Source organism: Candidatus Jidaibacter acanthamoeba (assembly GCF_000815465.1).
Classification (GTDB): Bacteria; Pseudomonadota; Alphaproteobacteria; order Rickettsiales; family Midichloriaceae; genus Jidaibacter; species Jidaibacter acanthamoebae.
Genome location: NZ_JSWE01000092.1, coordinates 25,308 through 49,186, shown reverse-complemented (window position 1 = coordinate 49,186; position 23,879 = coordinate 25,308). Strand labels below are relative to the sequence as shown.

Annotated in this window: 25 protein-coding genes; 12 read left to right on the top strand and 13 right to left on the bottom strand. The window is 34.5% G+C overall.

All coding sequences use genetic code 11. The features are described from left to right. Window positions 1-20 precede the first annotated feature (20 nt). The gene (gene terL, locus NF27_RS03190) at window positions 21-1,430 is read right to left on the bottom strand and encodes a phage terminase large subunit (protein WP_068982003.1); all 1,410 of its coding nucleotides are present in this window, start codon (window positions 1,428-1,430) and stop codon (window positions 21-23) included. A gap of 60 nt (window positions 1,431-1,490) precedes the next feature. Between terL and NF27_RS03185 the strand changes: the two genes are divergently transcribed. Then, window positions 1,491-3,221 carry an aminopeptidase P family protein gene (locus tag NF27_RS03185; RefSeq protein WP_053332537.1) on the top strand — a complete coding sequence of 577 codons (1,731 nt, stop codon included), beginning with the start codon at window positions 1,491-1,493 and terminating at the stop codon, window positions 3,219-3,221. Here the strand turns inward: NF27_RS03185 and NF27_RS03180 are convergent. Both NF27_RS03180 and NF27_RS03175 read right to left on the bottom strand, forming a co-directional pair. Continuing rightward, the gene (locus NF27_RS03180; RefSeq protein WP_039455697.1) at window positions 3,218-4,516 is read right to left on the bottom strand and encodes a pentapeptide repeat-containing protein; all 1,299 of its coding nucleotides are present in this window, start codon (window positions 4,514-4,516) and stop codon (window positions 3,218-3,220) included. The genes NF27_RS03185 and NF27_RS03180 overlap by 4 nt on opposite strands. Before the next feature lie 21 nt (window positions 4,517-4,537). Further along, window positions 4,538-5,548: an aspartate-semialdehyde dehydrogenase gene (locus tag NF27_RS03175; RefSeq protein ID WP_039455695.1), complete on the bottom strand. Its 1,011-nt coding sequence runs from the start codon at window positions 5,546-5,548 to the stop codon at window positions 4,538-4,540. A gap of 202 nt (window positions 5,549-5,750) precedes the next feature. Between NF27_RS03175 and NF27_RS03170 the strand changes: the two genes are divergently transcribed. Then, window positions 5,751-6,071, top strand: coding sequence for a hypothetical protein (locus NF27_RS03170; protein WP_039455693.1), 321 nt, complete (start codon window positions 5,751-5,753; stop codon window positions 6,069-6,071). Between the two features lie 20 nt (window positions 6,072-6,091). On the opposite strand, the gene NF27_RS03165 is transcribed toward NF27_RS03170, so the two are convergent. Together NF27_RS03165 and NF27_RS03160 are read right to left on the bottom strand one after the other, a co-directional pair. Further along, entirely contained in the window at window positions 6,092-6,913 is an 822-nt protein-coding gene (locus tag NF27_RS03165; RefSeq protein WP_039455691.1) for a WD_0702 family putative metalloprotease, read from the bottom strand. A gap of 4 nt (window positions 6,914-6,917) precedes the next feature. Continuing rightward, window positions 6,918-7,469 carry a hypothetical protein gene (locus tag NF27_RS03160; protein WP_039455689.1) on the bottom strand — a complete coding sequence of 184 codons (552 nt, stop codon included), beginning with the start codon at window positions 7,467-7,469 and terminating at the stop codon, window positions 6,918-6,920. Between the two features lie 149 nt (window positions 7,470-7,618). Here NF27_RS03160 and NF27_RS03155 point away from each other — a divergent pair, with 149 nt between their 5' ends. The 6 genes from NF27_RS03155 (at window position 7,619) to NF27_RS03130 (ending at window position 14,251) form a co-directional block, all read left to right on the top strand. Next, window positions 7,619-9,400, top strand: a complete 1,782-nt coding sequence (locus NF27_RS03155) for an ABC transporter ATP-binding protein (protein ID WP_039455687.1) — start codon at window positions 7,619-7,621, stop codon at window positions 9,398-9,400. A 10-nt stretch (window positions 9,401-9,410) separates the two neighbouring features. Further along, entirely contained in the window at window positions 9,411-10,349 is a 939-nt protein-coding gene (fabD, locus tag NF27_RS03150; protein ID WP_039455686.1) for an ACP S-malonyltransferase, read from the top strand. Window positions 10,350-10,361: 12 nt separating this feature from the next. Continuing rightward, window positions 10,362-11,099, top strand: a complete 738-nt coding sequence (gene fabG / locus NF27_RS03145; protein WP_039455684.1) for a 3-oxoacyl-[acyl-carrier-protein] reductase — start codon at window positions 10,362-10,364, stop codon at window positions 11,097-11,099. After that, window positions 11,071-12,225 (top strand): cell division protein ZapE, encoded by a 1,155-nt coding sequence (zapE, locus tag NF27_RS03140; RefSeq protein ID WP_161791787.1) that lies wholly within the window; start codon window positions 11,071-11,073, stop codon window positions 12,223-12,225. The genes fabG and zapE overlap by 29 nt, the downstream gene beginning before the upstream one ends. 78 nt (window positions 12,226-12,303) lie before the next feature. Next, entirely contained in the window at window positions 12,304-13,221 is a 918-nt protein-coding gene (locus NF27_RS03135; protein WP_053332535.1) for a TerC family protein, read from the top strand. Between the two features lie 100 nt (window positions 13,222-13,321). Further along, the gene (locus NF27_RS03130) at window positions 13,322-14,251 is read left to right on the top strand and encodes a class I fructose-bisphosphate aldolase (protein ID WP_039455679.1); all 930 of its coding nucleotides are present in this window, start codon (window positions 13,322-13,324) and stop codon (window positions 14,249-14,251) included. A 51-nt stretch (window positions 14,252-14,302) separates the two neighbouring features. Here the strand turns inward: NF27_RS03130 and dapE are convergent, their stop codons facing one another. After that, window positions 14,303-15,442, bottom strand: coding sequence for a succinyl-diaminopimelate desuccinylase (gene dapE, locus NF27_RS03125; protein ID WP_039455678.1), 1,140 nt, complete (start codon window positions 15,440-15,442; stop codon window positions 14,303-14,305). Next, window positions 15,443-16,264: a 2,3,4,5-tetrahydropyridine-2,6-dicarboxylate N-succinyltransferase gene (dapD, locus tag NF27_RS03120; RefSeq protein WP_039455676.1), complete on the bottom strand. Its 822-nt coding sequence runs from the start codon at window positions 16,262-16,264 to the stop codon at window positions 15,443-15,445. Between the two features lie 87 nt (window positions 16,265-16,351). Here dapD and NF27_RS03115 point away from each other — a divergent pair, with 87 nt between their 5' ends. Next, window positions 16,352-17,185 carry a zinc-ribbon domain-containing protein gene (locus NF27_RS03115; protein ID WP_039455674.1) on the top strand — a complete coding sequence of 278 codons (834 nt, stop codon included), beginning with the start codon at window positions 16,352-16,354 and terminating at the stop codon, window positions 17,183-17,185. Window positions 17,186-17,247: 62 nt separating this feature from the next. On the opposite strand, the gene NF27_RS03110 is transcribed toward NF27_RS03115, so the two are convergent. The 4 genes from NF27_RS03110 to phaR all read right to left on the bottom strand — a co-directional run bounded on the left by NF27_RS03110 (window position 17,248) and on the right by phaR (window position 19,961). Continuing rightward, window positions 17,248-17,841: a TetR/AcrR family transcriptional regulator gene (locus NF27_RS03110; protein ID WP_038538985.1), complete on the bottom strand. Its 594-nt coding sequence runs from the start codon at window positions 17,839-17,841 to the stop codon at window positions 17,248-17,250. A 194-nt stretch (window positions 17,842-18,035) separates the two neighbouring features. Next, window positions 18,036-18,776 carry a hypothetical protein gene (locus NF27_RS03105; protein ID WP_039455669.1) on the bottom strand — a complete coding sequence of 247 codons (741 nt, stop codon included), beginning with the start codon at window positions 18,774-18,776 and terminating at the stop codon, window positions 18,036-18,038. A gap of 123 nt (window positions 18,777-18,899) precedes the next feature. Then, window positions 18,900-19,448, bottom strand: a complete 549-nt coding sequence (hslV, locus tag NF27_RS03100; protein WP_039456018.1) for an ATP-dependent protease subunit HslV — start codon at window positions 19,446-19,448, stop codon at window positions 18,900-18,902. A gap of 21 nt (window positions 19,449-19,469) precedes the next feature. Beyond that, window positions 19,470-19,961 carry a polyhydroxyalkanoate synthesis repressor PhaR gene (phaR, locus tag NF27_RS03095; protein WP_053332534.1) on the bottom strand — a complete coding sequence of 164 codons (492 nt, stop codon included), beginning with the start codon at window positions 19,959-19,961 and terminating at the stop codon, window positions 19,470-19,472. Window positions 19,962-20,006: 45 nt separating this feature from the next. On the opposite strand from phaR, the gene NF27_RS12350 reads away from it, so the two are divergent. The 3 genes from NF27_RS12350 to NF27_RS03080 are packed head-to-tail and all read left to right on the top strand — an operon-like array spanning window position 20,007 to window position 21,936. Then, window positions 20,007-20,282: a hypothetical protein gene (locus tag NF27_RS12350; protein WP_039455666.1), complete on the top strand. Its 276-nt coding sequence runs from the start codon at window positions 20,007-20,009 to the stop codon at window positions 20,280-20,282. Further along, window positions 20,236-21,276, top strand: a complete 1,041-nt coding sequence (locus NF27_RS03085) for an alpha/beta fold hydrolase (RefSeq protein WP_161791785.1) — start codon at window positions 20,236-20,238, stop codon at window positions 21,274-21,276. Before NF27_RS12350 ends, NF27_RS03085 begins: the two co-directional genes overlap by 47 nt. A 15-nt stretch (window positions 21,277-21,291) precedes the next feature. After that, window positions 21,292-21,936, top strand: coding sequence for a thiamine diphosphokinase (locus NF27_RS03080; RefSeq protein WP_039455662.1), 645 nt, complete (start codon window positions 21,292-21,294; stop codon window positions 21,934-21,936). Here the strand turns inward: NF27_RS03080 and NF27_RS03075 are convergent. Both NF27_RS03075 and NF27_RS03070 read right to left on the bottom strand, forming a co-directional pair. Continuing rightward, entirely contained in the window at window positions 21,929-22,816 is an 888-nt protein-coding gene (locus tag NF27_RS03075; RefSeq protein WP_039455660.1) for a DMT family transporter, read from the bottom strand. The genes NF27_RS03080 and NF27_RS03075 overlap by 8 nt on opposite strands. A 190-nt stretch (window positions 22,817-23,006) precedes the next feature. Then, window positions 23,007-23,747, bottom strand: coding sequence for a helix-turn-helix domain-containing protein (locus NF27_RS03070; RefSeq protein WP_039455658.1), 741 nt, complete (start codon window positions 23,745-23,747; stop codon window positions 23,007-23,009). Between the last annotated feature and the right edge of the window lie 132 nt (window positions 23,748-23,879).

Here is a 23,879-nt window from a genome sequence, read left to right as displayed (position 1 = left end):
TATGATTTTGTAAGCAAACTTTATACTCTTCTTAAGCTCATTTCCAGTTCTTTTTTATTTCTCACCCAAAGTAAAAACTGAGTTATAGAATCAACTCGGTCATCATTTTTTACATTCGGGAAGCAAAACAGCTCTTCTTCCAGCCCCTCAAGCCACCCTCTATAGCTAGGGAAATAAACTTTCCCGGCTTCAAATAATATTGAGGTAAGCACTAATCTGGTAACTTTATCATATTTCGGAGTGAACTTAATAATGTTAAGCGGAGAAGATAACAACTCCTGAATAAGTTGCTGACCGCTTGCCTTATCTTCTATTATAATCCCGATTGCATTATGTTTCTGCTGTTGCTGCAAAATACTTTTTTTAAGCTCAGGGTAATTGAGTTTGTCACGAAAAACATCCAGTAAATAAAAATTGTTTTCTTTTAGTCCCCATGTAGTGCATACGGAATAATCGTTCGACTCTCCATTTTTGATGGCGGTATCCCAACTTTGATATATTTCTTCTATCCCTTCGGCACTATCATATCTTGAAATCCAGTTGGGTTTTATTATTCCTGAGTTAGTCGTTAAGGGATTTTGCTGATACTGAGCTTCATATGCATAAGCTCCCATCTCTTGTTTATACATATTTAAAGTTTCCGCATTATCTATATTTTCATTAAGTATCTCCCCTTCTTTTCTTAAGCGATAAAAACCGTTAAATTTTATTTCCTCATTTTTTTCAGCAACCGCTTGTAGCTTTAAATGTTTAAAAATATTCTTCTTAAGTAAATATCCGCTTAAATCCTCAGGGTGTAACCTTTGCATAACTAAAATAATCGCCCCGTTTTTTTTATCGTTTAAGCGTGAAGAAAGAGTTTGCTCATACCAATTAATACATTTCAAGCGCTCAGGTCTACTCATTGCTTTGAGGGATGAAACAGGGTCATCAATTATTATAATATCTGCTCCTTCTCCCGTCAGTGTGCTACCTACCGAGGTTGCAAACCTGAACCCGTGCTCACCGGTTGAGAATTTGTGTTTTTGGTTTTGCCCGTGCTTAATTTTAAACTTAGGAAAATATTGCTGAAACCACTCGGTTTCCGCAATACATTTTGAATCCAGCGAATGCTTATTGCTTAATGCCTGGCTATAAGAAGCCACGATAATTTTCTTATTAGGGTTATTGCCCAGTATCCATGCCGGCCAGGCAACACTGATACAAAATGATTTTAGGGCACGAGGCGGCATATTAATTAATAATCGCTTTATCTGTTTTTTCTCAACTGCTCTTAGGTGCTCAAGAATTAAATCAAGGTGCCAGTTATCAATAAATTTTTGATTGGGATGTAAAGTTTCAAAGCTCTTAACCAGAAAACTTTTCAGATCAAGATGATATAATTTTTTTAATATTTTTTGGGTTTCACTTTTTTTGTTTAAATTTTGCATTATAATTAAAATGGTAAATTCATTAGAATTTTAACATAACTACTAAGCACCCGGAAGCCCATGCAAGATAAGATCCTTAATTTAAGAGCATTATTTCCTACATATAATATTGACGGTTATATCATCCCTTCAAGTGACGAATTTAATAATGAGTATCTCCCTAAGCACTTAAAGCGTTTAAGGTGGCTGACCGGCTTTACTGGTTCCAACGGCCTATGTATCATTACTGATAAATTTAAAGCTTTTTTTACCGACGGGCGTTACTTAATTCAAGCTGAAACGGAGCTCGGAGATGATTATCAAATATTTAATATGACAAATGAAGATTATACTAAATTCTTCACTTCTATAAAAGGCTCTAAGCTTGGCTTTGATCCAAACCTGCTCACCAAATCAGCATATGATCATTACTGCTCTTTAGCTAAAAAGCTTAATATTGAGTTAATTCCATTACCTAAAAATTTAATTGATGAAATCTGGCTGGATAAACCATTACCAAAAAAAAGTAATATTATTGAATTAGGTTTAGAGTTTGTTGGATTAAGCAGAGAAGAGAAAATTAAACAGGTTCTTGAAAATTTTTCCGATTGTGCGGATTATTTACTGCTCACCTCATTAGATTCAATTTGTTGGCTGTTGAATATAAGAGCTGATGATATCAGCTATACACCATTTTTACTATCATACTTGATTATGGATAAAGAAGGCAACCTAGAGCTTTTCCTAGATCAAAACAACCAAGATTTTCAGCTAAAAAATATCAAGGTAAGAACATTTAAAGAATTAAAACCATATTACCTGGAGTTAGTTAATAGTAACAAAAAAATAGCTTTGGATCTGACTTCCTGTTCTTACTGGTTTTTTGCTAACGCTGAGCGTGAGCAAATCATGTCTATTTCAGATCCTTGCCAAATGCTGAAAGCCTGTAAAAATAAAGTTGAAATCAAGGGCTTTAGAGATGGACATATTGAAGACGGCATAGCACTTTGTAAATTCCTATTTTGGCTTGAGCAAAATATTGATAATGGAATAAATGAAGTGAGTGCAGCTAAAAAATTGCTCGAGCTGCGAAAAGAACAAAAATATTTTCAATACCCGAGCTTCGGTTCTATTTCAGCTTTTAAACAAAACGGTGCGATCATTCATTATCACCCTACCCCAAGAACTTGCCTTAAACTTACCCGTGAGGGGTTATATTTAATTGATTCGGGAGGACAATATTTGAATTGTACTACCGATGTCACCAGAGTCACTTGCTTAGGAGAATCTTCTCAAGAACAAACAACTAATTTTACTCTGGTGCTGAAAGGTTTTATCACCCTTTCAAAAGCTGTTTTCCCGGTATCCACCACTGGACTTCAACTTGATGCGTTAGCTCGTTATCCGCTGTGGCAACATGGTTTAAATTATTTGCACGGCACCGGACACGGAGTCGGGCATTTTCTTTCTGTACATGAAAAACCGAATAATATATCTCCTGCAAAGCGCTCATATGTAGCATTGAAGCCCGGTATGATCACTTCAATTGAACCGGGATTTTATAAACAAGGTGAATACGGGATAAGGATTGAGAATTTAGCTCTCGTAAAGGAATCACTATATTCCGGGTTTTTAGAATTTGAGAGCCTAACCTTAGCCCCGATTGAAAACAGATTAATTGATATAAATTTACTTAATAATGCGGAAAAAACCTGGCTTAATAATTATCATGAGAAAGTCTATAACAACATAGCACCCCATTTAAATCGAGAAGAAAAAAAGTGGCTTAAAGATAAAACCGATCCGCTTTAAGAAGCAGGTACCTTCCCTGCTGCTTGTGGTGCTGGTTGAGAATTAGTTAAAATCGCCTCGGCATTTTGATTAGAAAGTCCTTTAACATTTTGCATGGAAGTATTGGTTATTTTAAGCCCGTCAACTTTAATACCGTTTAATATCGCTAAATCCAAATTACTGCTATATATACGAGCACCCGATAAATTAGAAAATGATAAATCTACTTTTTTCATATAAGTTGAATTTATTATAGCGTCTTTTAAGATGGTATTATTCAATTTCGCATTAGTTAAAATAGAATCGGATAAGTTAATTGCCGTTAAATTTGAACCTCCGAAGTCAGCGTTATTCAAAACAGATTTAGTGAAATTACTCTTAACCAGACTGGCATTTTTAAAAATAGTATCTTCTAAATTTGATTTAGAGAACTTACTTTCTAAAATTATCGAATTACTAAAATCAGCCGCTTCTCCATATATCTTAGTTAAATTTGATTTTAAAATATTGCTGCGTTGAAAATTTACAAAAAATAAAACTGAGTTACTAAGGTTAGTGTTATTAATTTTAGTATTAGATAGATCTGCGGAATATAAGTTAGTTTTTTGCCAATCGGCATTTTTTAAATGTATATTAGATAAAGTTGCATATTTGAACTTCGCTTCAAATGCTTTGCTGTTACTGAAATCACTAGCTGTAAAATCACTATAGGAGAAATCAGCATGATTTAAAGTTGCTTCTTCAAAATCGGTACCTTTAAAATTTGCTTTATTACCGATTGCTTCTACCAAATTTGCTTTATAGAATTTAGCTTCTTCAGCATAAACCGAGTTAAAGCTGGCTTTTTTAAGTTCAGCTTTGGAAAAATTAGCAACTGCTAAGCTCGCCTCATCAAAAATAACTCTTTCAGCCTTTGCGTTTCTAAAATCGGATTCTTCCAAATATGCATTTTTAAAGTTGCAATCAGTTAATACCGAATTAGCAAAATTTGCCCTTAATAATTGAGCATTAGAAAAATCAAGCCCTGATAAATCCAATCCTGATAAATTAGTGCCTAAGTCCTGAGTAATTTTAATAGGCTCCTGTTTATCTCTTTGCTTATCTAAATAGCTTTCAATTACTTTACGAGTAAGATTGGACTTAACAACTTTAACTTCTTCTATTTTTCTATCGCTTGAAGAAGAGCTGATTTCTCCTATAATATCATCAAACTCTTGTAATATATTAGAATCGTTTGCTTCTTGGCTATAAGCATTAACTGAAAATATGTTTGCTACAACAAATATTGCTCTAAAAGCTAAGCTTTTGATATCCATCGAATTTAACTTAAAAATCTATTATAAATACTTTTGTACAAGTTCTTCGGCAATTTGTACAGCATTTAAAGCTGCTCCTTTTCTTAAGTTATCACAAACTACCCACATATTAAGAGCGTTAGGGTGAGTAAGATCCCTTCTTATTCTGGAAACAAATACGGCGGTTTCGCCTGCAGCTTCTATAGGCGTTATATAATGATTATCTTCAGGATTATCTATAACTAATACTCCGTCGGCTTCATTTAATGCTTCTCTTGCTTCTTCAGCGGTAATGCTGCTTTCAAACTCTACATATACGGATTCCGAATGCCCGACAAACACTGGCACTCTTACGCAAGTTGCGGAAAGCAGAATATTAGGATCTAAAATCTTCTTTATTTCGTCATGCATCTTCCATTCTTCTTTAGTGTAATCATCTTCTAAAAATTCATCAATATGAGGAATTATATTAAATGCTATACTTTTAGGAAAAACGTTTGCCGGAACATGAGCGTTCATATATTTTGACTTAGTTTGTCTAAACAACTCATCCATTGCGTTCTTACCTGCTCCTGATACCGACTGATAGGTAGAAACTATCACCCGCTTTATTTTCGCACATGCATGCAATGGCTTTAACGCAACAACCAGCTGAATTATTGAGCAATTAGGATTAGCAATAATATTTTTCTTATGAAAATCTTTTAGGTCATCAATGTTTACTTCAGGAACAATAAGCGGGACCTCAGGATCCATTCTAAAGTAAGATGAATTATCAATTACTATGCACCCGCTCTTTGCAGCAATATCGGCATATTTTTTTGCTACCTCAGAACCTGCGGAAAAGAGCGCAATATCAGTTCCCGTGAAATCATAACCTTCGAGAGCTTGAACTTCTAATATTTTATCTCCGAAGCTAAGTTTTTTACCCCTCGACTTTTGTGAAGCTAGAGCAATTACTTCATTTACCGGAAATTCTCTATCAGATAAACACTTAAGCATTTCTCTCCCGACGTTACCCGTGGCTCCGACAACTGCTACTTTAAACGACATACTTAGCTCCAAATGCTTAAATTTTAGCCCGAATTGTAGTATAAAACTTACTTTTTACAACAAGGAAATGTTAGCGGCAAAAAACAAATAACAAAATCATAATTATAAATTTTGTAAAAATATGAATTATATGTAAATAATTATAGATATCTTACTATAGGAGAATATAATAATTTTAATTAAATAAAATTTGGTGTTGCTAATGGCAGAAGCTAAAATTAATGAGAACTTTAACTTAGCAGAAGAAAACATATCATCCGAGCAAAGAGATGATCATACATATAAAAATAATTACCACCTGGCAACTGCACCGGTTGCCAATATTGAACCTGAATATATAGTCGAGATTAAAATAGCAGATGTGAATGAACTTTCCTTTCAGAAAACCTCAGAGCTATTCGAAAGCTCTAAAGCTCAATTAACCATAAAAGAGATGATGGAAGATTTTGATGAAAAATATGGAGATAATTTTCAAGACTCTATAGATCCCGAGATTCATTGGGAACTTTACGAACCTTGCTAGACCTCAGTAAATGTATTCCTCTAACCAAAAGGATTACTTTTTATTGACTTAACCGCCTTACCCCAAGCAGGCTTATTAGGGTTCTCATGAATTGAATTATGCTTGGTTTCAGCCCATTTAGGCTTAATCTCTTCTAAAGGCTTTATATATTCTTTGCTTTTAGTCGCAATATTAAAATCAATCTTTGAATTTATTGTATTATAAAAATCTCCGGCTAAAAACTTCACCGTATTATCAAAAAACTGATATGTCTCATGCATATTATAACCATATTGAGCACCAAACCCCGCTACTTCCTTTGCAGTAGCTACCAGCTGAAAAAATCGCGCAAACCATTCGGATATCTTATGGGCGCTAGGGTAATTTTCCACCTCACTAACCATAATTTGCTTTATAGCGGCTCGCAGTGAAACGTTATTTGAATTATGAATTTTTAAATCTAGACTTATTTTATCCGCAAACGGTTGAAGAGAAATAAAATCCCCTTCTCCTTCCAACATATGCGCAAGCTCATGCACAATTACATCAGCGGATATTTTTTTTATTGTTATCACATAATTTTTTTCCGATTTAATCTTATTTAAAACCTTATTAAATGAGCTACCCTCAATAGTTTTACAATTACCCTCGTCAAGCTCGAAAAATCTTTTATCATAAACATTAAAGCTCAACCTACCTTTCATACATAATGTAGTAACTAAATCAAACATATGTTTAAATACTTCGTACTGATAAAGCTTCTTAACCTCCGCCATGAACCTGGTCATATTTAAAGTATTTTCAGCTTTAGTGTTCAGTTGGATTATTTCAAGCGGGGTTTTATTAATGATCGGTAAATTCATAAATTTATTTTATAATAATTTTTTCAATACAATTCATTCCTGAGATTATCGGGGTAGCCACAGCTCGCGACAAGCTTATATTGCAGTTAGTTGCCGCCTTAGCTTTAACTCTCTGATTCTTTCCTCTCTGAGTACGATCAGGTATAACCGTGATTGAGGTCTCATCAACACTTATTGAAACCACTGCTGATAAACCGTCTTCAGCCAGCTTAAAAGAGTCTACTTTTGCTTGATAATTAATTGATAGTGTAGATTTACTGATTCTTATCAAATACGCTATATACTCTTCTCTGCTTCTGTTTATAATGCCCCTTTCGGTTTTATCAGGTAAGGTGGAATCTACTCCGGTTATCTGATAGATAAACCTTGCTTCAGTGTCAGCATAATAACTAAAAAAGCGCTTTATTTTAGCAGCATCCTGAGTAGAAAGAGCCGCATACATATCCATAACCAGCTTTTCAGCACTATCTTTATTCAAAGAGGACGCATAAACTTTAGAATATGCCGCTTGAGATACCACTATTATCAACAAAAAAACTAATAAGCTTTTTTTCATATATTGTTTAGAGTTAAGTCTACTTAATATAATGCGCTAAGAGTAGTAAAAAGGTCAATTTATTTTATAATTTTATTGCATATAGACCTGATAAAGTATATGTTGGCCTTTAAATTTTAATATTATTTTTTTTACTGATTGCATGAAAGATGTATAAAATACCGACAAAATTTTTTAACTTTTTATGGTTTTTCATTAAGAAACAACCGATCGGTTTTATAATCATTACTCTGACCTCACTGGTAAATGCAATTTCAAGCACAGTGTGGCCTTATGTTACAGGCAATTTAGTCGATGCTTTCGTTGATTACTCGGGCTCTATGGAAGGTGCCTTTGAAGCTCTAAAAAAACCAATTATTGTTGCATTTTGTTTTTGGATAGTTATCGAAATTTTATCCCGAATCAGAGGCTTTTCATTATCCGCCGTTATGCCTAAATTTCAGGCGGCCATCAGATTAAGCGCTTTTAAATACGTGAGTCAACATTCACATGCTTATTTTGTAAGTAACTATGTCGGAGGGATAGCAAACAGGATATCCGACCTCCCGCGCGGCGCACAAATGGTGGTTGATGTTTTAATTACCATCTTTATCCCGGTATTGGTTGCAATAATAATCTCCTGCTCCTTTTTCTTTTCGGTTAATCCTTATTTATGTTTAGTGCTGTCTACTTGGCTCGGGTTACATTTACTTATTTTATTCTTTATGTGCAAAAAAGCTGCTAGTCTTTCTCGCACCCAATCAGAAGCCAGAACTTATTTACAAGGTAAAATAGTCGATACTATCAGCAATCATCTTAACGTAAGATTATTTACCCATCACAAGCATGAAGAAGAGAAAATCAATGAAATTTCCGAAGATGAAAAAGATAAACTTAAAGCCACTCTTCATTATGTTGAAATAATTAAATTAGTTCTAGGGGTGATGGGAATTTTTTGGATGGTAGTGTTATTTTCTACAACTTTTAAATTTTGGAGTAGTGGGATAATCTCCATCGGTGAGGTGGTGTTAGTAATTAACTCTACATTAAATTTAATGACACAAATGGGCGTAGCAGCTGAAGAAATGACTTATTTAATTAGAGAAATCGGAGTTTGTCAGCAAGCTCTCAGAATCTTCCAAGATCCGGTAACTGTTACTGATGTCCCGAATGCAACCAAATTAAAAGTTAAAAACGGTACTATTAAGTTTGAAAGTGTTAACTTCAGGTATCGTCATAATGAAAATATGTTTTACGATCAATCTTTAACTATACACGGCGGACAAAAAGTCGGGCTGGTCGGATTTTCAGGCAGTGGTAAAACAACTTTTGCCAACCTTATTTTAAGATTATATGAGATTGATTCAGGAAAAATTACCATTGATGATCAGGATATAACCCAAGTTACCGCTAAATCTTTAAGAAAAAATATCTCCTTCATTCCGCAGGATCCGATTTTATTTCACCGGACGGTAATTGATAATATTAAATACGGAAATATTCGCGCAACCGATGAAGAAGTAATTGAAGCAGCTAAAAAGGCCGGTTGCCATGAGTTTATCCTCGGCCTGGATGAAGGATATAATACTACCGTCGGAGAAAGGGGCACTAAACTATCGGGCGGGCAAAGGCAAAGAATAGCAATTGCACGGGCAATATTAAAAGATGCGCCGATTGTAATTATGGATGAAGCAACTTCCGCCCTGGACTCGGTAACGGAGAGGCAAATTAGAGAAAGTTTAAAATACTTAATGGAAGGAAAAACTACTCTTATCATAGCGCATAGGCTTTCAACATTATTACATGTAGATAGAATCCTCGTATTCGATAGAGGACAGATACTTGAAGACGGCTCTCATAACGAGCTCTTAAGTCACAAAGGTCATTACTCTTTATTGTGGAGCCTACAGCATGACGGACTGCTACCTGATATGAATAAAAAAACTGAATAAGGGCTAGAATATGAGAACTGCACTTTTATTTCCCGGCCAAGGTTCACAGAGCGTTGGAATGGGTAAAGAACTTTATGATACATTCTTAGAAGCTAAAGAAGTATTCCAGGAAGTCGATCAAGCTTTAAAGCAAAACCTCTCTAAAATTATATTTGAAGGCGATCAGGAAACCTTAACTTTAACTTCAAATACTCAACCTGCCCTCATGACAGTTTCAATTGCAGTCATGAGAGTATTGGAAAAGCAAGGCAAGTTAAATATATCAAAAGATATCTCCGCAAGCGCCGGCCATTCCTTAGGAGAATATTCAGCTCTTGCAGCGGCTAAGTCTTTTAGCTTAACCGATACTGCACAGCTGTTAAGAACTAGAGGTAATGCAATGCAGGAAAGCATTCCATCCGGAAAAGGCGGTATGGTTGCGCTACTTGGAACAGAGATAGAACAAGCTGAAAGTATTTCCAAAGAAGCTAATAATTTCGGAATTTGTAATATTGCCAATGATAACGGCGCAGGGCAAATTGTTTTAAGCGGTGAGATCTCGGCAATTCATTATATTTTAGAAAACTATAAAATTTTTGGTATAAAACGAGCTGTCAAACTCCCGGTCAGCGCTCCATTCCATTCGGGTTTAATGGAAAATGCCGAAAAAATTATGGAGCAGGCATTATCAGCATCTAAGATTAATTTACCCCTCATTCCGATAATAGCTAACATTTCGGTTAAAGCCTATTCATCTGCCGTAGAAATAAAAGAAAATTTGATTAAACAGGTTTGCGGAAGAGTAAGGTGGAGAGAAACCATGCATACTTTAGTTAATGACTATAACATTGAACGATTTATAGAGATCGGTTCAGGGAAAGTGCTAAGCACTATTGCAACTAAAATGTTTCCTGAGTATAAATCTTTAAGCATATTATCCCTCCAAGATATAGAAGAATTTTTAAAGTAGGAGAAACAAAAAATGTTTAGCTTAAATAATAAAAAAGCTCTTGTCACGGGAGCAAGCGGAGGCATAGGCAAAGAAATTGCAAAGAGCTTAGTTGAAGCCGGCGCACAAGTAATTTTAACCGGAACCAGGGAACAAGCCTTAAAAGATGTTTGTAATGCTTTAGGTTCTTCATCGAATTATTTGGTAGCTAACCTTGGTGACTCCGATTCGTTATCCGGTTTATTCAATAAGGCTGAAGAGATGACGGGTGGTATTGATATCTTAGTTTGTAATGCGGGAATTACGAAGGATAATCTTACTATACGAATGAAAGATGAGGAATGGGAAGAAGTAATCAGAATCAATTTAACCGCTACTTTTAAGCTGAACCGGGAAGCCGTAAAGAAAATGATGAAAAGAAGATTCGGCCGTATAATCAATATAACCTCGGTAGTCGGTTTTACCGGCAATTTCGGTCAAGCTAACTATTGTGCTTCTAAGGCAGGAGTAGTAGGGATGACTAAAGCAATTGCAATAGAATCAGCCACCAGGGGAATTACAGTAAATTGTATTGCTCCCGGATTTATTGAAACTCCTATGACCGATATTCTAAAAGATGAAGTCAAGCAGCAGATATTACAAAAAGTACCAATGCAAAGAATGGGGACACCTAAAGAAATTGCAAATGCAGTGCTGTTCCTCGCTTCCGAAGAAGCTTCTTACATCACGGGGAACACTCTGCATGTTAACGGCGGCATGTACTTGGCTTAATTTCATGGGAGTTAACTTAAAGGAATTATATAGTAATTTTATAAAAAATAAGGGATTAGAAAACGATCCCGGCCAATTTGAGTTGGTGAATATATTAGATCAATATAAACCCTCCCTTGAAACAAGAAACCAACCGCTTATAAAAAGAATTTTTTCTAAAGGCTCTCCAAATAAAGAAGAAAAAAAGAAAGGCATATATATTTACGGTGATGTAGGTAGAGGTAAATCCATGATTATGGATTTATTTTATAATAGCTTAAATTTAAAGAATAAACAGCGTATTCACTTCCATCAATTCATGCTTGATTTTCATAATGCCTTACATAAATATCGTGAAGAAATTCAAAGTATAAGTAATAGTGATGATCAAGTAATTATGCTTGCCAAGCAAATTGCAAAAAAGGCCACAGTTATCTGCTTAGATGAGTTGCAGGTAAATAACATAGCTGATGCTATGATTGTGGATAGGCTATTCACTGCTATAATTGGCGAAGGAACTTTTATAGTTATTACCTCTAATCGTCATCCGGAAGAGTTATTTAAAGACGGTTTGCAAAGAGAAAGATTCGTACCCTTTATAGATTTAATTAAGCAGAATTTTTTAATATTCCACCTTAACAATTTTAAAGATTATCGCCTGGATAAACTAACCTGTTTAGATAAGCTTTTTTTCTCCCCCTTAAATCAAGAAACGAAAGACCGAATTAACGAGATCATCGGCACTATTACCGGCAATAAAAAATTAGAGCGTAAGGAATTATTTATTGAAGATAATAAAATATTAAAGCTGGAAAGGACGTATGGAAATATAGCTGTTTTCACTTTTAATGAGTTATGTCTTATGCCGCTCGGCGCGATTGACTATTTTAAAATTGCACAAAATTTTAATACGTTAGTTATTGAAGATATACCCGAATTAACTAATGATAACCATAATGAAGCTTTAAGGTTTATTACTCTTATTGATTGCTTATATGAGAATCATACCCGCCTTATATGCTCCGCAGCAAATCCGATTGAGAAGATGTATAATGGCACCAGAAATCGGTTTGAATTTGGTAGAACTATATCAAGACTTACGGAAATGCAGAGTGCGGAATATATGATGGCTCCACAAAAGCCTTAGGTTTAGTTCTTATCTTTAATAGACAAGCTTAAAAGTTCATTTTATACTTAAAGTTTATGTATGTTTTAAGTGGATATAATGTTTTCAGTTTATTTTTGGGTAGGATTTGTTGCTTTTGTTTTAGTAATGCTTGCAATTGATCTTGGGGTATTAAATAAAAAGCCTAAAGAACCGAAATTTAAAGAGGTATTCTTTTTAACAATTTTCTGGATTATTCTTGCTTTCTTATTCGGAGGATTGATTTATGCTTATGCCGGCAGCCAAAAAGCAATGGAGTTCATCACGGGTTATTTAGTGGAGCTTTCTTTAAGTGTCGACAATGTGTTCGTATTCGTATTATTATTTAATTATTTTAAAGTAGATATTAAATATCAGCATAGGGTGCTTTTCTGGGGAATAGTAGGCGCAATTATAATGAGATTCCTCATGATTACGGGTGGGATTTATTTAGTGCAGCACTTCCAGTGGATATTTTACTTATTCGGTGCATTCTTAATATTTAGTGCTTATAAAATTGCTTTTTCAGAAAGTGAAGAAGTTGAAATTGAAGATAATAAGTTAATTATTTTCTTAAAACGTTATCTTAGGGTCACCAATAAGCACCATGGTGATAAATTTGTTGTTATAGAAAAAGGTAAACGAGTATTCACCCCCCTATTCGTACTATTAATTTTAGTTGAACAAAGTGACCTCATATTTGCCATGGATTCGATCCCTGCCATCCTTGCAATCACTCAAGATGCTTTTATTGTGTTCACTTCAAACATATTTGCAATTCTCGGACTTAGATCACTTTACTTTTTGCTTGCTAAAGTAGTGCATAAATTTGTTTATTTAAAATACGGGTTAAGTGTTATTTTAGCTTATATAGGAACAAAGATGATTTTACTAGTGCAAGGAGTTCATATCCCAACTCCTTTATCCTTGGGAGTGATAATCCTATCTATTTTAGTTTCCATATTGCTTTCTTTAAATAAAGCTAAAAAAATAGAATAACTTATAAGCTGAAATATAGAGTTTTAATAAAACCATTGCATTTAGATTTTCAATCTTCTAAAAAAGCTTAATATAAATAATTTTTAAGTAATATTTTATTATGAACCCCACTCAAAAAGTTAGAAAAATCTTATCATATTATGAAAGTGATAACCCCGGAACTAAAACAAATATAGCAAGAATATTAATGGCCGGGAAGCTGGGCGGCACGGGAAGAATGGTAATACTTCCGGTTGATCAGGGTTTTGAACACGGACCTATAGCAAGCTTTGCGCCGAATCCGGAAGCTTATGACCCGCATTATCATTATAAGCTTGCAATTGATGCAGGCTTAAGTGCATATGCCGCCCCTCTCGGCATGCTTGAAGCAGGAGCCGATACTTTTGCGGGAGCAATTCCCCTTATATTAAAAGTTAACAGCTCTAATTTATTACTAAACAAAAACCTAGCTCCCGATCAAAGTATTACTGCAAGCGTTAAAGATGCGCTTAGGCTCGGTTGTGCAGCTGTAGGGTTTACTATCTATCCCGGATCGGATCATTCCCTTCATATGATGGAAGAAATTAAGGAAATGTCTGCTGAAGCTAAATCTTATGGATTAGTTACGGTAATCTGGTCTTATGCAAGAGGAGGCATGGTTTCTAAGGATGGAGAAACGGCTCATGACGTGATAGCTTATGCGGCACATATTGCAGCACTACTCGGTGCACATATCATTAAAGTTAAGCCTTCTATTGATGCTATTGAATTAGATAATGCTAAAAAAGCATTCGAGAAAAACCCCGTCTCAATAAAAGAATTAAAAGATAGGATAGCACATATTGTGAAAACTACCTTTAACGGCAGAAGGCTAATGGTGTTTTCAGGCGGAGCAACAAAATCTACCGAAGATGTATATAATGAAGTAAGAGCGATTCGAGACGGCGGCGGAAACGGTTCAATCATCGGTAGAAATACTTTCCAAAGACCGAGGCCCGAAGCTTTAAAACTTCTTTCGGATATTATAGAAATTTATAAAGGTAGGTTATAAATTGAATCAAAGTTAGGGTTAAGTATCTTGATCCTGAGTTTGTAAACTCAGCTATATCTTAAAAAACTTAACAAGGAACTGCCGGTAGATTCCTTCGAGCTTTTCTATGTGCTCTACTGACGAACATTCATCTGCCTTATGAGCAGTACTGTTTAAAAGACCGAATTCAATCACGGGACAATAATCTTTAATAAACCTTGCATCGGAGGTGCCGCCTGAAGTGCTGAGCGCAGCTTGCTTACCGGTGATTTTAGTAATACTGTCCTGCAAAATATTGATAAGTTCAGATGATTCGGTAAGGAATGATTCCCCGCTTATGCGATATTTTAACTCATATTTTTCAAGAGCTATATCATCACAAATGGATTTAATAAAATTAATTAATCCTTCTGAAGTATGGTTATTATTAAACCTGATATTAAAAGTAGCGGAGGCAAGCGCAGGAATTACATTATCTGCCGAGTTACCGACGTCTACCGAGGTGATTTCAAGGTTTGACGGATCAAAAAATTCATTCCCCTGATCTAAGTTATATATTTTTGCTGCATTCAATATTTTGATTATATAATTAATCGGGTTATCAGCATTATGCGGATAAGCAACATGGCCTTGCGTACCTTTTATTTTTAAATAAAAAGTAATGCTTCCTCTTCTGCCGACTTTAATTGTATCGCCAAAATTAATTGTTGAGGTCGGCTCACCTACTATACAGGCATCAAGCTTTTCCCCCATCTTAGAAAGCTGATTTAAAACTTGTTTAGTGCCGTTTATTCCCTCTGCTTCTTCATCTCCGGTAATTAAAAAACTAATGCTACCGCTAAATTGACTGGCTTTGACAAACTTACAAGCAGCAAAAATCATAGCAGAAACTGCGCCTTTCATATCCACCACACCCCGCCCGTAAATTATCCCCTCATTAATAATTCCTGTGAAGGGATCAAATTTCCAATTACTTATATCCCCGGTCGGCACCACATCGGTATGCCCGGCGAAACAAATATGAGGAGAAGAAGAGCCAAAGCGCGCGTATAAATTTTTAACTTCATATGAACCATTCCCACTAAAAGTCATGATTTCACAGTTAAAGCCATGCTCTTTAAGAACCTGATAAATTAAATCAATTGCACCATCATCCGTAGGGGTTATACTTTTGCATGCAATCAGCTTTTGAAGTAAAGGGATCAGCTGCATTTATGGCCTCAATAATTCATTTAAAGAAGTTTTCGAGCGGGTTTTTTCATCAACTTTTTTAACTATTATAGCTGCATAAGTATTAGTCTTGCCGTCACTACTCGGTAGCGTCCCGGGTACCACTACCGAATAAGCGGGAATTCTACCGTAAATAACTTCATTCTTCTCACGATCATAAATCCTGGTTGATGAACCGATATATACACCCATAGAAATAACAGCTCCCTGTTCTACAATTACACCTTCGGCAATTTCGCTTCTTGCCCCGATAAATACATTATCCTCAATTATCACCGGGTTTGCCTGCAACGGTTCTAAAACTCCCCCTATACCTGCTCCGCCCGAAATGTGACAATTTTTCCCGATCTGAGCACAACTTCCGACAGTCGCCCAAGTATCAATTAATGTGCTCTTATCAATATAAGCACCGAAATTTACGAATGAGGGCATTAATATTACATTTTCAGCAATATAGGCACCATGGCGTACTATACAGCCCGGCACTACTCTAAAGCCGGAATTTTTAAAATCATCTTCAGTATAATCAGCAAATTTTAAAGGCACCTTATCATAATATTTAAAATCCGATTCATCGGAAATAATCCTATTATGATTATATTTAAATGATAAAAGAATAGCTTTTTTTACCCATTCATTTACTTGCCACACTCCCTCTTTTTTTTCGGCTACTCGAATTTCTCCTTTATCCAGCTGTTGTAATACTTGAAAAATTTTTACTTTTATTTCCAAAATTTTTGTTGCATCTGAGGTTGAGTTACGCTTTTCCCAAGCTGACTCAATAAAATCGATTATATTTACCATATTTTTACTCGAAGCAAATTAAATATAATTGAAAATATACCTAAAATAGAGGTATAAACAATAACAAATGATTTTATTCCTCTTAACATGATTGTAACTTGCGATAATTGTAGTACTAGTTTTAATGTGCCTGAAAGTGCTATCGGTGAACATGGCCGGTTTGTACGCTGCTCCAAATGCGGGCATGAGTGGGTAGCCACACTTCCCCGAAAGCCGTTTCATTTAGATCAGGAAATAATAAAGAAGGAAATAGTCCCTCCCCCGCCCCCTTTACCGGATAAAAATCTTTCTGAAGTAAAGGAGCTAAAGCAAACTGCTTTATCTCCTAAAGCGAGCACGGGAAGTGAAGTGCAATTTGATTTAAATGCCCTACGTCCTAAAAAAGTTACCACTCCTGAAATTACCCCGCCTCAACGTAAAAAAACCTTCTTCTTTTATAGTTTGTTACTAATAACTCTTATTGCTGCTTTATTATTAACTGGAGTTTCTTTATTAGTTTATAGAGATGCCGTAATTAAAAAATTACCGAGCCTCGAAAAAATGTATAAAAAAGTCGGTGTTTATAATTACAGCAACTTGATTTTTGATGAAGTAAACTGTCAAATTGTCCAGCAAACTTCTACTACGTCAACCTTAAAAACCCAAGCCGTTGATATAAATTTAAGGGTAAAAAACACCGGTTCAACTACCCAACGTTTAAGCTATATAAAGATTACCACATTTGATAAAAAAATGAATAAACTTGGTGATTTTAAAGTTAAGCAGATGAAAGCCATTAAGCCCAATAAAGAACAGTTAATTAACATTGCTATTAATGCAGTTTCTAAGAAAACCCGCTTTATCAGCGTAGAGATGGGCAACTACCCGGATTTTTATTTATATAATTCAAAGTATATTAAGACTTTTATTTCACTGAAATAATTATTTATTAGGGTTTTTGCCAGTCCTTAAGAAACAAAAGAGTTGCCAAGACATAAAACTTATTAATTTAAGTTAGCAATTACGCCATTAATAAATTGTTTAACCAGAACTTCCGGATTATCTAGCTTTATTCTTGCGAGCTTGCCTTTAGTGCCGAGTGAACAAATACCATGAATTCCTGCCCATATAATTGCAGTGGTAGATTTAATATCCGATGTCTTATTGCTTGCAATATCAGATATAACTCCCTCTAAGAGATCAAATAACTCTGCAATTTTATTAGTATACCAATTCGGTAATATCTGCTTATTTGAAAAACGGTATTCAAATAATATATTCCATAAATTATAATCTTCTCTACTGAATTTTAAGTATTCTTCTGCAAGCAGATATATAGATTTCTCGGGAACAGCCTCTTGATCAATCACCGCTTTCAGACGGTTTAAAAGCATATCTATTATTCTTGCATTTACATGAATAAATATATCATCCAGATTAGTAAAAACATTATATAACGTACCCACCGTATAGCCTATCTCAGCAGCAATTTTTCTAGTACTTACTTGGGTATATCCGCTTTTACTTACCAGGTTAAAAGCCGAATCCAATATTAGCTTGGTTAATTCATCTCTTGTGTGATCGCTTCTGCGTGCCATTTGTTTATAACTAATATGATAAAGTGTGAAAAACTTACCATTTTTAAAAAAGTTGTTCAAGTTAATAAATAATAATTTATTAACATAATTTCATTTTAACGATATTATTCATATAAATTTAGGAATATATTTATTAAAAAAGGTGCTTACTTATAAAGCAAACACCTAATATAGATTATATCTCTAATTTACATTTAAGCGTGCATATTTTCTTGGCCATTAAAGATGAAGCTATCTTCAACTAATGAACCGCTGTAATTATATAAGCACACCAAATATTCCGGGTTAACATCAGCCAAGTGTATAGCCTTTGTAGCCAATTCATTCATCTTTATGTTTGTAATAAACAAATCTTCAAAAGTTGCTTCAGGAAAATTAGAAAAGTCTAGTATTGCTTTTTCTTCAGCAAAATCTCTAACTACAAATTTGCACCCGTTGATTTCCTTACCGCTTAGCTTAGACGCTTTACCTATAGAAATAGTATCATCTCCGGAAGTATTCGGGATAGCTACAATTTCACCGCCGTCATAATGTACTTGTAATATTGCAGCGCTTGATTCAGCTGCAGCTTTAAAGTTTGTTCCATCTGATGCAGGAGTTTCTTGAAACACAGGCATAACAACCTTATAACTATCTAACAAATCACAAGAAACAAAACCTTTTTTCAGGAATTCCTCCAAACAAAAATCCTTGCGATGTTCAAAAGCAATATTTCTACTAATTCCGATACCCGCAATATCACTTTTGGTTATTACTTCCCTACCTGATTCAAGATTGCAAATTTTTATGCCTTTCTCTTGGTTTAAGTATTCAAGACACTGCTCTGCTCTTTCCATCTTATCATCGCCGACATTGGCCTTTACTTCTTTACTAACTTCTTTTGCTACTTCTTTTACAGCTTTTTTAACCTCTTTCCATGCCTTTTTTATTCCCATAACAACCTCAAATACATTCATTTATTTAATACATAAATTATGACTATTTTTTAATAAAAAGCAGCATAAAATATGTTAAGTTATTATTAATATACAAACTAAAATCTATTATATATAAAAAAGCTAAATTTTCTCAATTCTAATTTCATGGTTGGTATAAACACAAATATCAGCTGCAATTTTCATAGATTTTTTAACTATTTCCTCCGCACTAACCTCTTTAATATCAATTAAGGCTCTTGCGGCAGAACGTGCATAATTTCCACCTGATCCTATCGCAGCTATACCATGCTCAGGTTCTAATACATCACCTGTTCCGGAAACAATTAAAGTTATATCTTTATTTGCAACAATCAGCATTGCTTCTAATTTCCTTAAATACTTGTCAGTACGCCAATCTTTAGCCAATTCAACAGAAGCCCTGAGTAGTTGCTGCGGATGTTTTTCCAATTTTTCTTCCAATTTTTCAAAGAGAGTAAAAGCATCTGCGGTTGAGCCGGCAAACCCTGCAATAATTGTGCCACCTGCAAGTGTTCTCAGTTTATTAGCCGTAGACTTCATTACACAGTGCCCCATGCTCACCTGGCCATCACCGGCTATCACCACTTGCCCGTCTTTCCTTACGCATATAATAGTTGTTCCGTACCATTTATTTTGATCATCATGCTGCATAAATTTCATTACCCGTTTAAATTACTTATCTTTTTTATTGTTGGAAGAAGGGTTCAACCCGGACATATTTTTAAGCATTGCTTCCATAAAATCAGCATTTTTCTTACTATAGTCTTCCCACATTTTTGTCCAGTTATTTGTGAATAAGAAATTGCCCCCGCCTGTAGAACTCATGAATTCCTGCATACTATTTTCATTTTTCTTAAAATAATCCATGCTATGAGTTATATATGCATTAAACACTGATGAAAGGTTGTTATCATAAAGCTTTATTATTTGCTTTAAAAACTCTAATGGAAGTAGGCTATACCCCTTAGATTCATGTTCCAATATAATTTGGGTTAAAGTTACCCTGGTTAAATCTTCTCCGGTTTTTGCGTCTATAACTATTATGTTGTAATCCTCTTTAATCAAATTACTTAATTCCTCCAATGTAATATAAGCACTGATTGCAGTGTTATAAAGCCTACGATTAGGATATTTTTTGATGACAATTTTATTATTTTCTGGCAATGTTCAACCTATAAAATTACTTTATATACTTATCATACTGAAAAAATGGCAACTAATCAAAACCCTTTCGAGGAACTTTTAAAACAATGGACGGAACAAACCCAAAAATTTACTCAAGATCCTCAAGTTCTCGACGCAATGACGGAAAATTTTTTAAAATTGCAGAAAAATATTTTAAATTTCTATGAAAATAAAGACAGTTCAAGTCCCGGAATTAATTTATCTCACGACATACTTAATGCAATCGTTAAGCTCAGCAACCGGGTTAATGAACTTGAAGAACGGATCAGAATATTGGAAAACAATACCGGAAACACTTAAAGACCGGATAAACAACGATTATTATTACCTACAAAAAGGGCTTAAACTATATAACACTTCTCATATAAGCACTTATAGCTCACCAAAAGATTTAGTTAAAAAAATCGGTTCAACTCAATTATTTCATTTTAAAGGTAAGGGAGTACCGCTTGTATTCATACCCTCTCATATTAACAAAGCTTATATCTTAGATTTTTCCGAATCATGCAGTCTTATTAAAAAGCTTAAGATCGCAGGAGTTAACCCTTATTTAATAGAGTGGAATCAGCCTAAAGAAGAAAAGTGTTTTAACTTCGAGGATTACCTTAACAACCATTTAAAACCGCTCCTTGAATTTGTTAAAGAAAGAGAAGGAAGAAAAGTGATTGTTGCAGGTTATTGTATGGGTGGGTTATTTGCACTTGCAGCTGCACAATTATTCCCAGATTTAGTGGATGGTTTGATTACTCTTTCAACTCCTTGGAATTTTCATACTCCGGGCTTCCTTGATTACCCCTTGAGCCCCTATTATGCAGCATTACTGAATTTCCTATATAAAAACTCTCCTTCTATCTCAAAACATTTAATTCAGCTTATTTTTTACTTTTTAAAATATAGAGAGATTAATAATAAATATATTAAATTAGGTAAAGGAGAATGCCAGCCTGATGAGTTTGCTATGCTTGAGAACTGGGCTAATGACGGATTGGATATATCGACCACCCTATTTCTGGAATGTATGCAGGATTTGGTTATTCAAAATAAAAGCTATTTAAATGAATGGCGAATTAATGGAGAAATAATTACTCCTGATAAATTAAAGCAAAAGTCATTTTGTGGCGTGGCATTGAATGATAAAATTACTCCTATTTTGTCAACTCTCCCTTTAGGTATTGCATTTAGAAAATCCGTATTAAAAGCTGTGAATTCAGGGCATTTAGGGATGATAATCAGTGACAAGCATTCAATATCCCCTTCACTTATCGAGTGGATAAAATTGAATTTTGAGCATTAGTGAGGAGGAATAAAGATGAAGTTTATTATAATTGCTAATTCTTTAACCATTTCAAAGGAAGAGATAAAGGATATTGTAGGGGAAGCAAAAATTATTGCACTCGATGGTATTGCTAATCATCTGCTAAACATTAATATAATACCTTACGCGGTTGTAGGAGATTTTGACTCAATTTTTGCTGAAACTTTAGTTAATTTAAAAAAACTTGATGTAATTTTGCGTAGAATTAATGATCAAAACAGCACTGATCTGGATAAAGGAATTAGTTTTTGCAAACAAAATGGTGCAACGGAAATTGTAATTATAAATGCATTTGGCGGCACGAGACTTGATCATAGCTTAATGAATTATAGATTACTGAAAAGACATTACTCAAAGCAATGCAGAATAAAAATTAAAGAACAGCAGTCATATTTAGAATTGTTTGCTAACTCAACTTTGATAATTTCAGGCATCCCGAAATCGAATCTCGCACTACTTGCCGCACCGCTTGCAGCGACTACCTCTCAAGGTTTAGAATATGATATGGATAATCATACTCTAGAGTTCGGCTTGAGTGAAAGCACCTCAAACTCGTTAAAAGCCGAGCAGGCAACTATAAAAATTGTGGGTAGCGCATATTTAATATATGAACTCAATTGCAAAATACAAACTATTTAGAATTCTTTAAAAATAGTTTAATTGAGCCTAAACTAGCCCCTACCAAAATTAAAATCATTGAAATTAATACATTCATACTAAACTCTGCTTTTCCAAGTAGAATCATCCATACTACCCCTAGAAGCGGCATTAAGTACCCGAATAGCATAACAGCTTTTACATCACCGAACCTTACGGCATACCCCCAAATAGTATAAGCAGCTCCCCAAGGGGCGATACCAAGATACATAATAGCTAATAAATGTTGAGTAGATATGACTGTCGACCCTTCAACAAATATGTGAGTAACAAAAGCTAATATTGATATAATTCCAAGGGGAAGCCCTACCGAATCAGCAGGAATATCGGAGAACTTTCTGTTAATAACAGAAACAAATGACCAAATAACGGAATTCAAAAAACCCATCATGAATCCGAATAATACTTCTCCTTTCATACTCATCCCGCCGTCTTTAGCTGAAATAAAAATAACTCCGATGAACCCGATGACTGCACCGATATAATGCAAATTACTAAGCTTTTCTTTGAAAAGAAATGCAGCAAAGAATAAGGCAAAAATAGGCCACAGATTAGATACCAGATAAGAAAGAACAGGGTCACCATGTTGCATGGCAATTAAGAATGTAGCATTAGAACTGAATATTCCGATTACATAGGTCAACACATAGTTTAACGGCTGCTTAAATTTAAGCGTAATGCTGCCGTATTTATATTTCCAATAAATCATATGCACTATAAATGCAAAAAAATAAGCTATAGAAAGACATAAAAAAGGAGGAATTCCTTTTGTATAGATTGAAACGATCGGAAGGGTAGACCAAAATATAACTGCAATTAAACCGAGTAAGGTTGCACTCCGAGTATTTTGATTAGAAACCATACTAATTCCTCTTTAATGAAATCAGTAGAACTTTAACCAAAATACATAAGAAAAGCAATAAATTAATCTTTTTTATTTCCCAACTGTATGGGAAAGTACACACTTTTTATCCTTTTTAAAATTATGGTTTACAATATATTCCCATCGATTTATCAGTAATTCTATTCAGACACGACAAGGTAGGCAAATATTATTTTATCTTCTTAGCAGCATAACCTCTGGCAGAAATATATTCTAAAAATTCTCTCCCTTCATCAGTAAGTTTAATTTGGGTTTTCTCCTTTACAACTAAGCCGGATTTTTGTAGAAAATCTATTAACTTTTCAGAAGAAATTTTAGGCTGCCCAGCTTCATGGAGTTTAAAAATCGAGCTTATTTCTTTATTATCAACCGCCTTATCTTCCGCGCCAGCTAATTTTTTAAGTAAAGCTAACTGGCTTGGTAAAATTATCTGATATGTACGTTCAAAATATAGCGATATGTATGCATCACATAACAACCCTTTAAGAAGTTCTTTTTCTGATTCCTTATCCTCATTCTCTTCTAAAAATGTATTTATAGCAGAATATATATCATTAACTAAACTTATTTCATGCATTCTAACTACCTCTTCAGCGCTTTGCGGTGAATTAGCCGCTGTTTCCTGTAAAGGTTCAAGAGGGGTAGTTTCAATTTGCCTCGCCTTCATATATTTTTGGGGGACAGCCTTTGTTACAAATTCTTTAATATTTCCTATTTCCTCTTGATTTCCAGGTATTTCTACGTCGACTCCTCTAGGGCTTGAAACCTTCAAACCTCTTTCATGAACAGCATCATTTACTGATACCATAATACTCTTTAAAGGATGCGCAAAGTACTTAAATACAAAGAGTGCAACGATAGGCCATGATATTGCCTGAAGAAAATTCAGTATATCTATAAAGTGATCCATGATAATATATCCTGTTATCAAAATTAATAAATTAACAAGTTAGCGCTATTATTTTTTTTTAAGTATGATATTAAAAGATTATAAGTAACCTTAGGAACGTGAAAAAAAATAAAAATTTACTTAAATACCCTT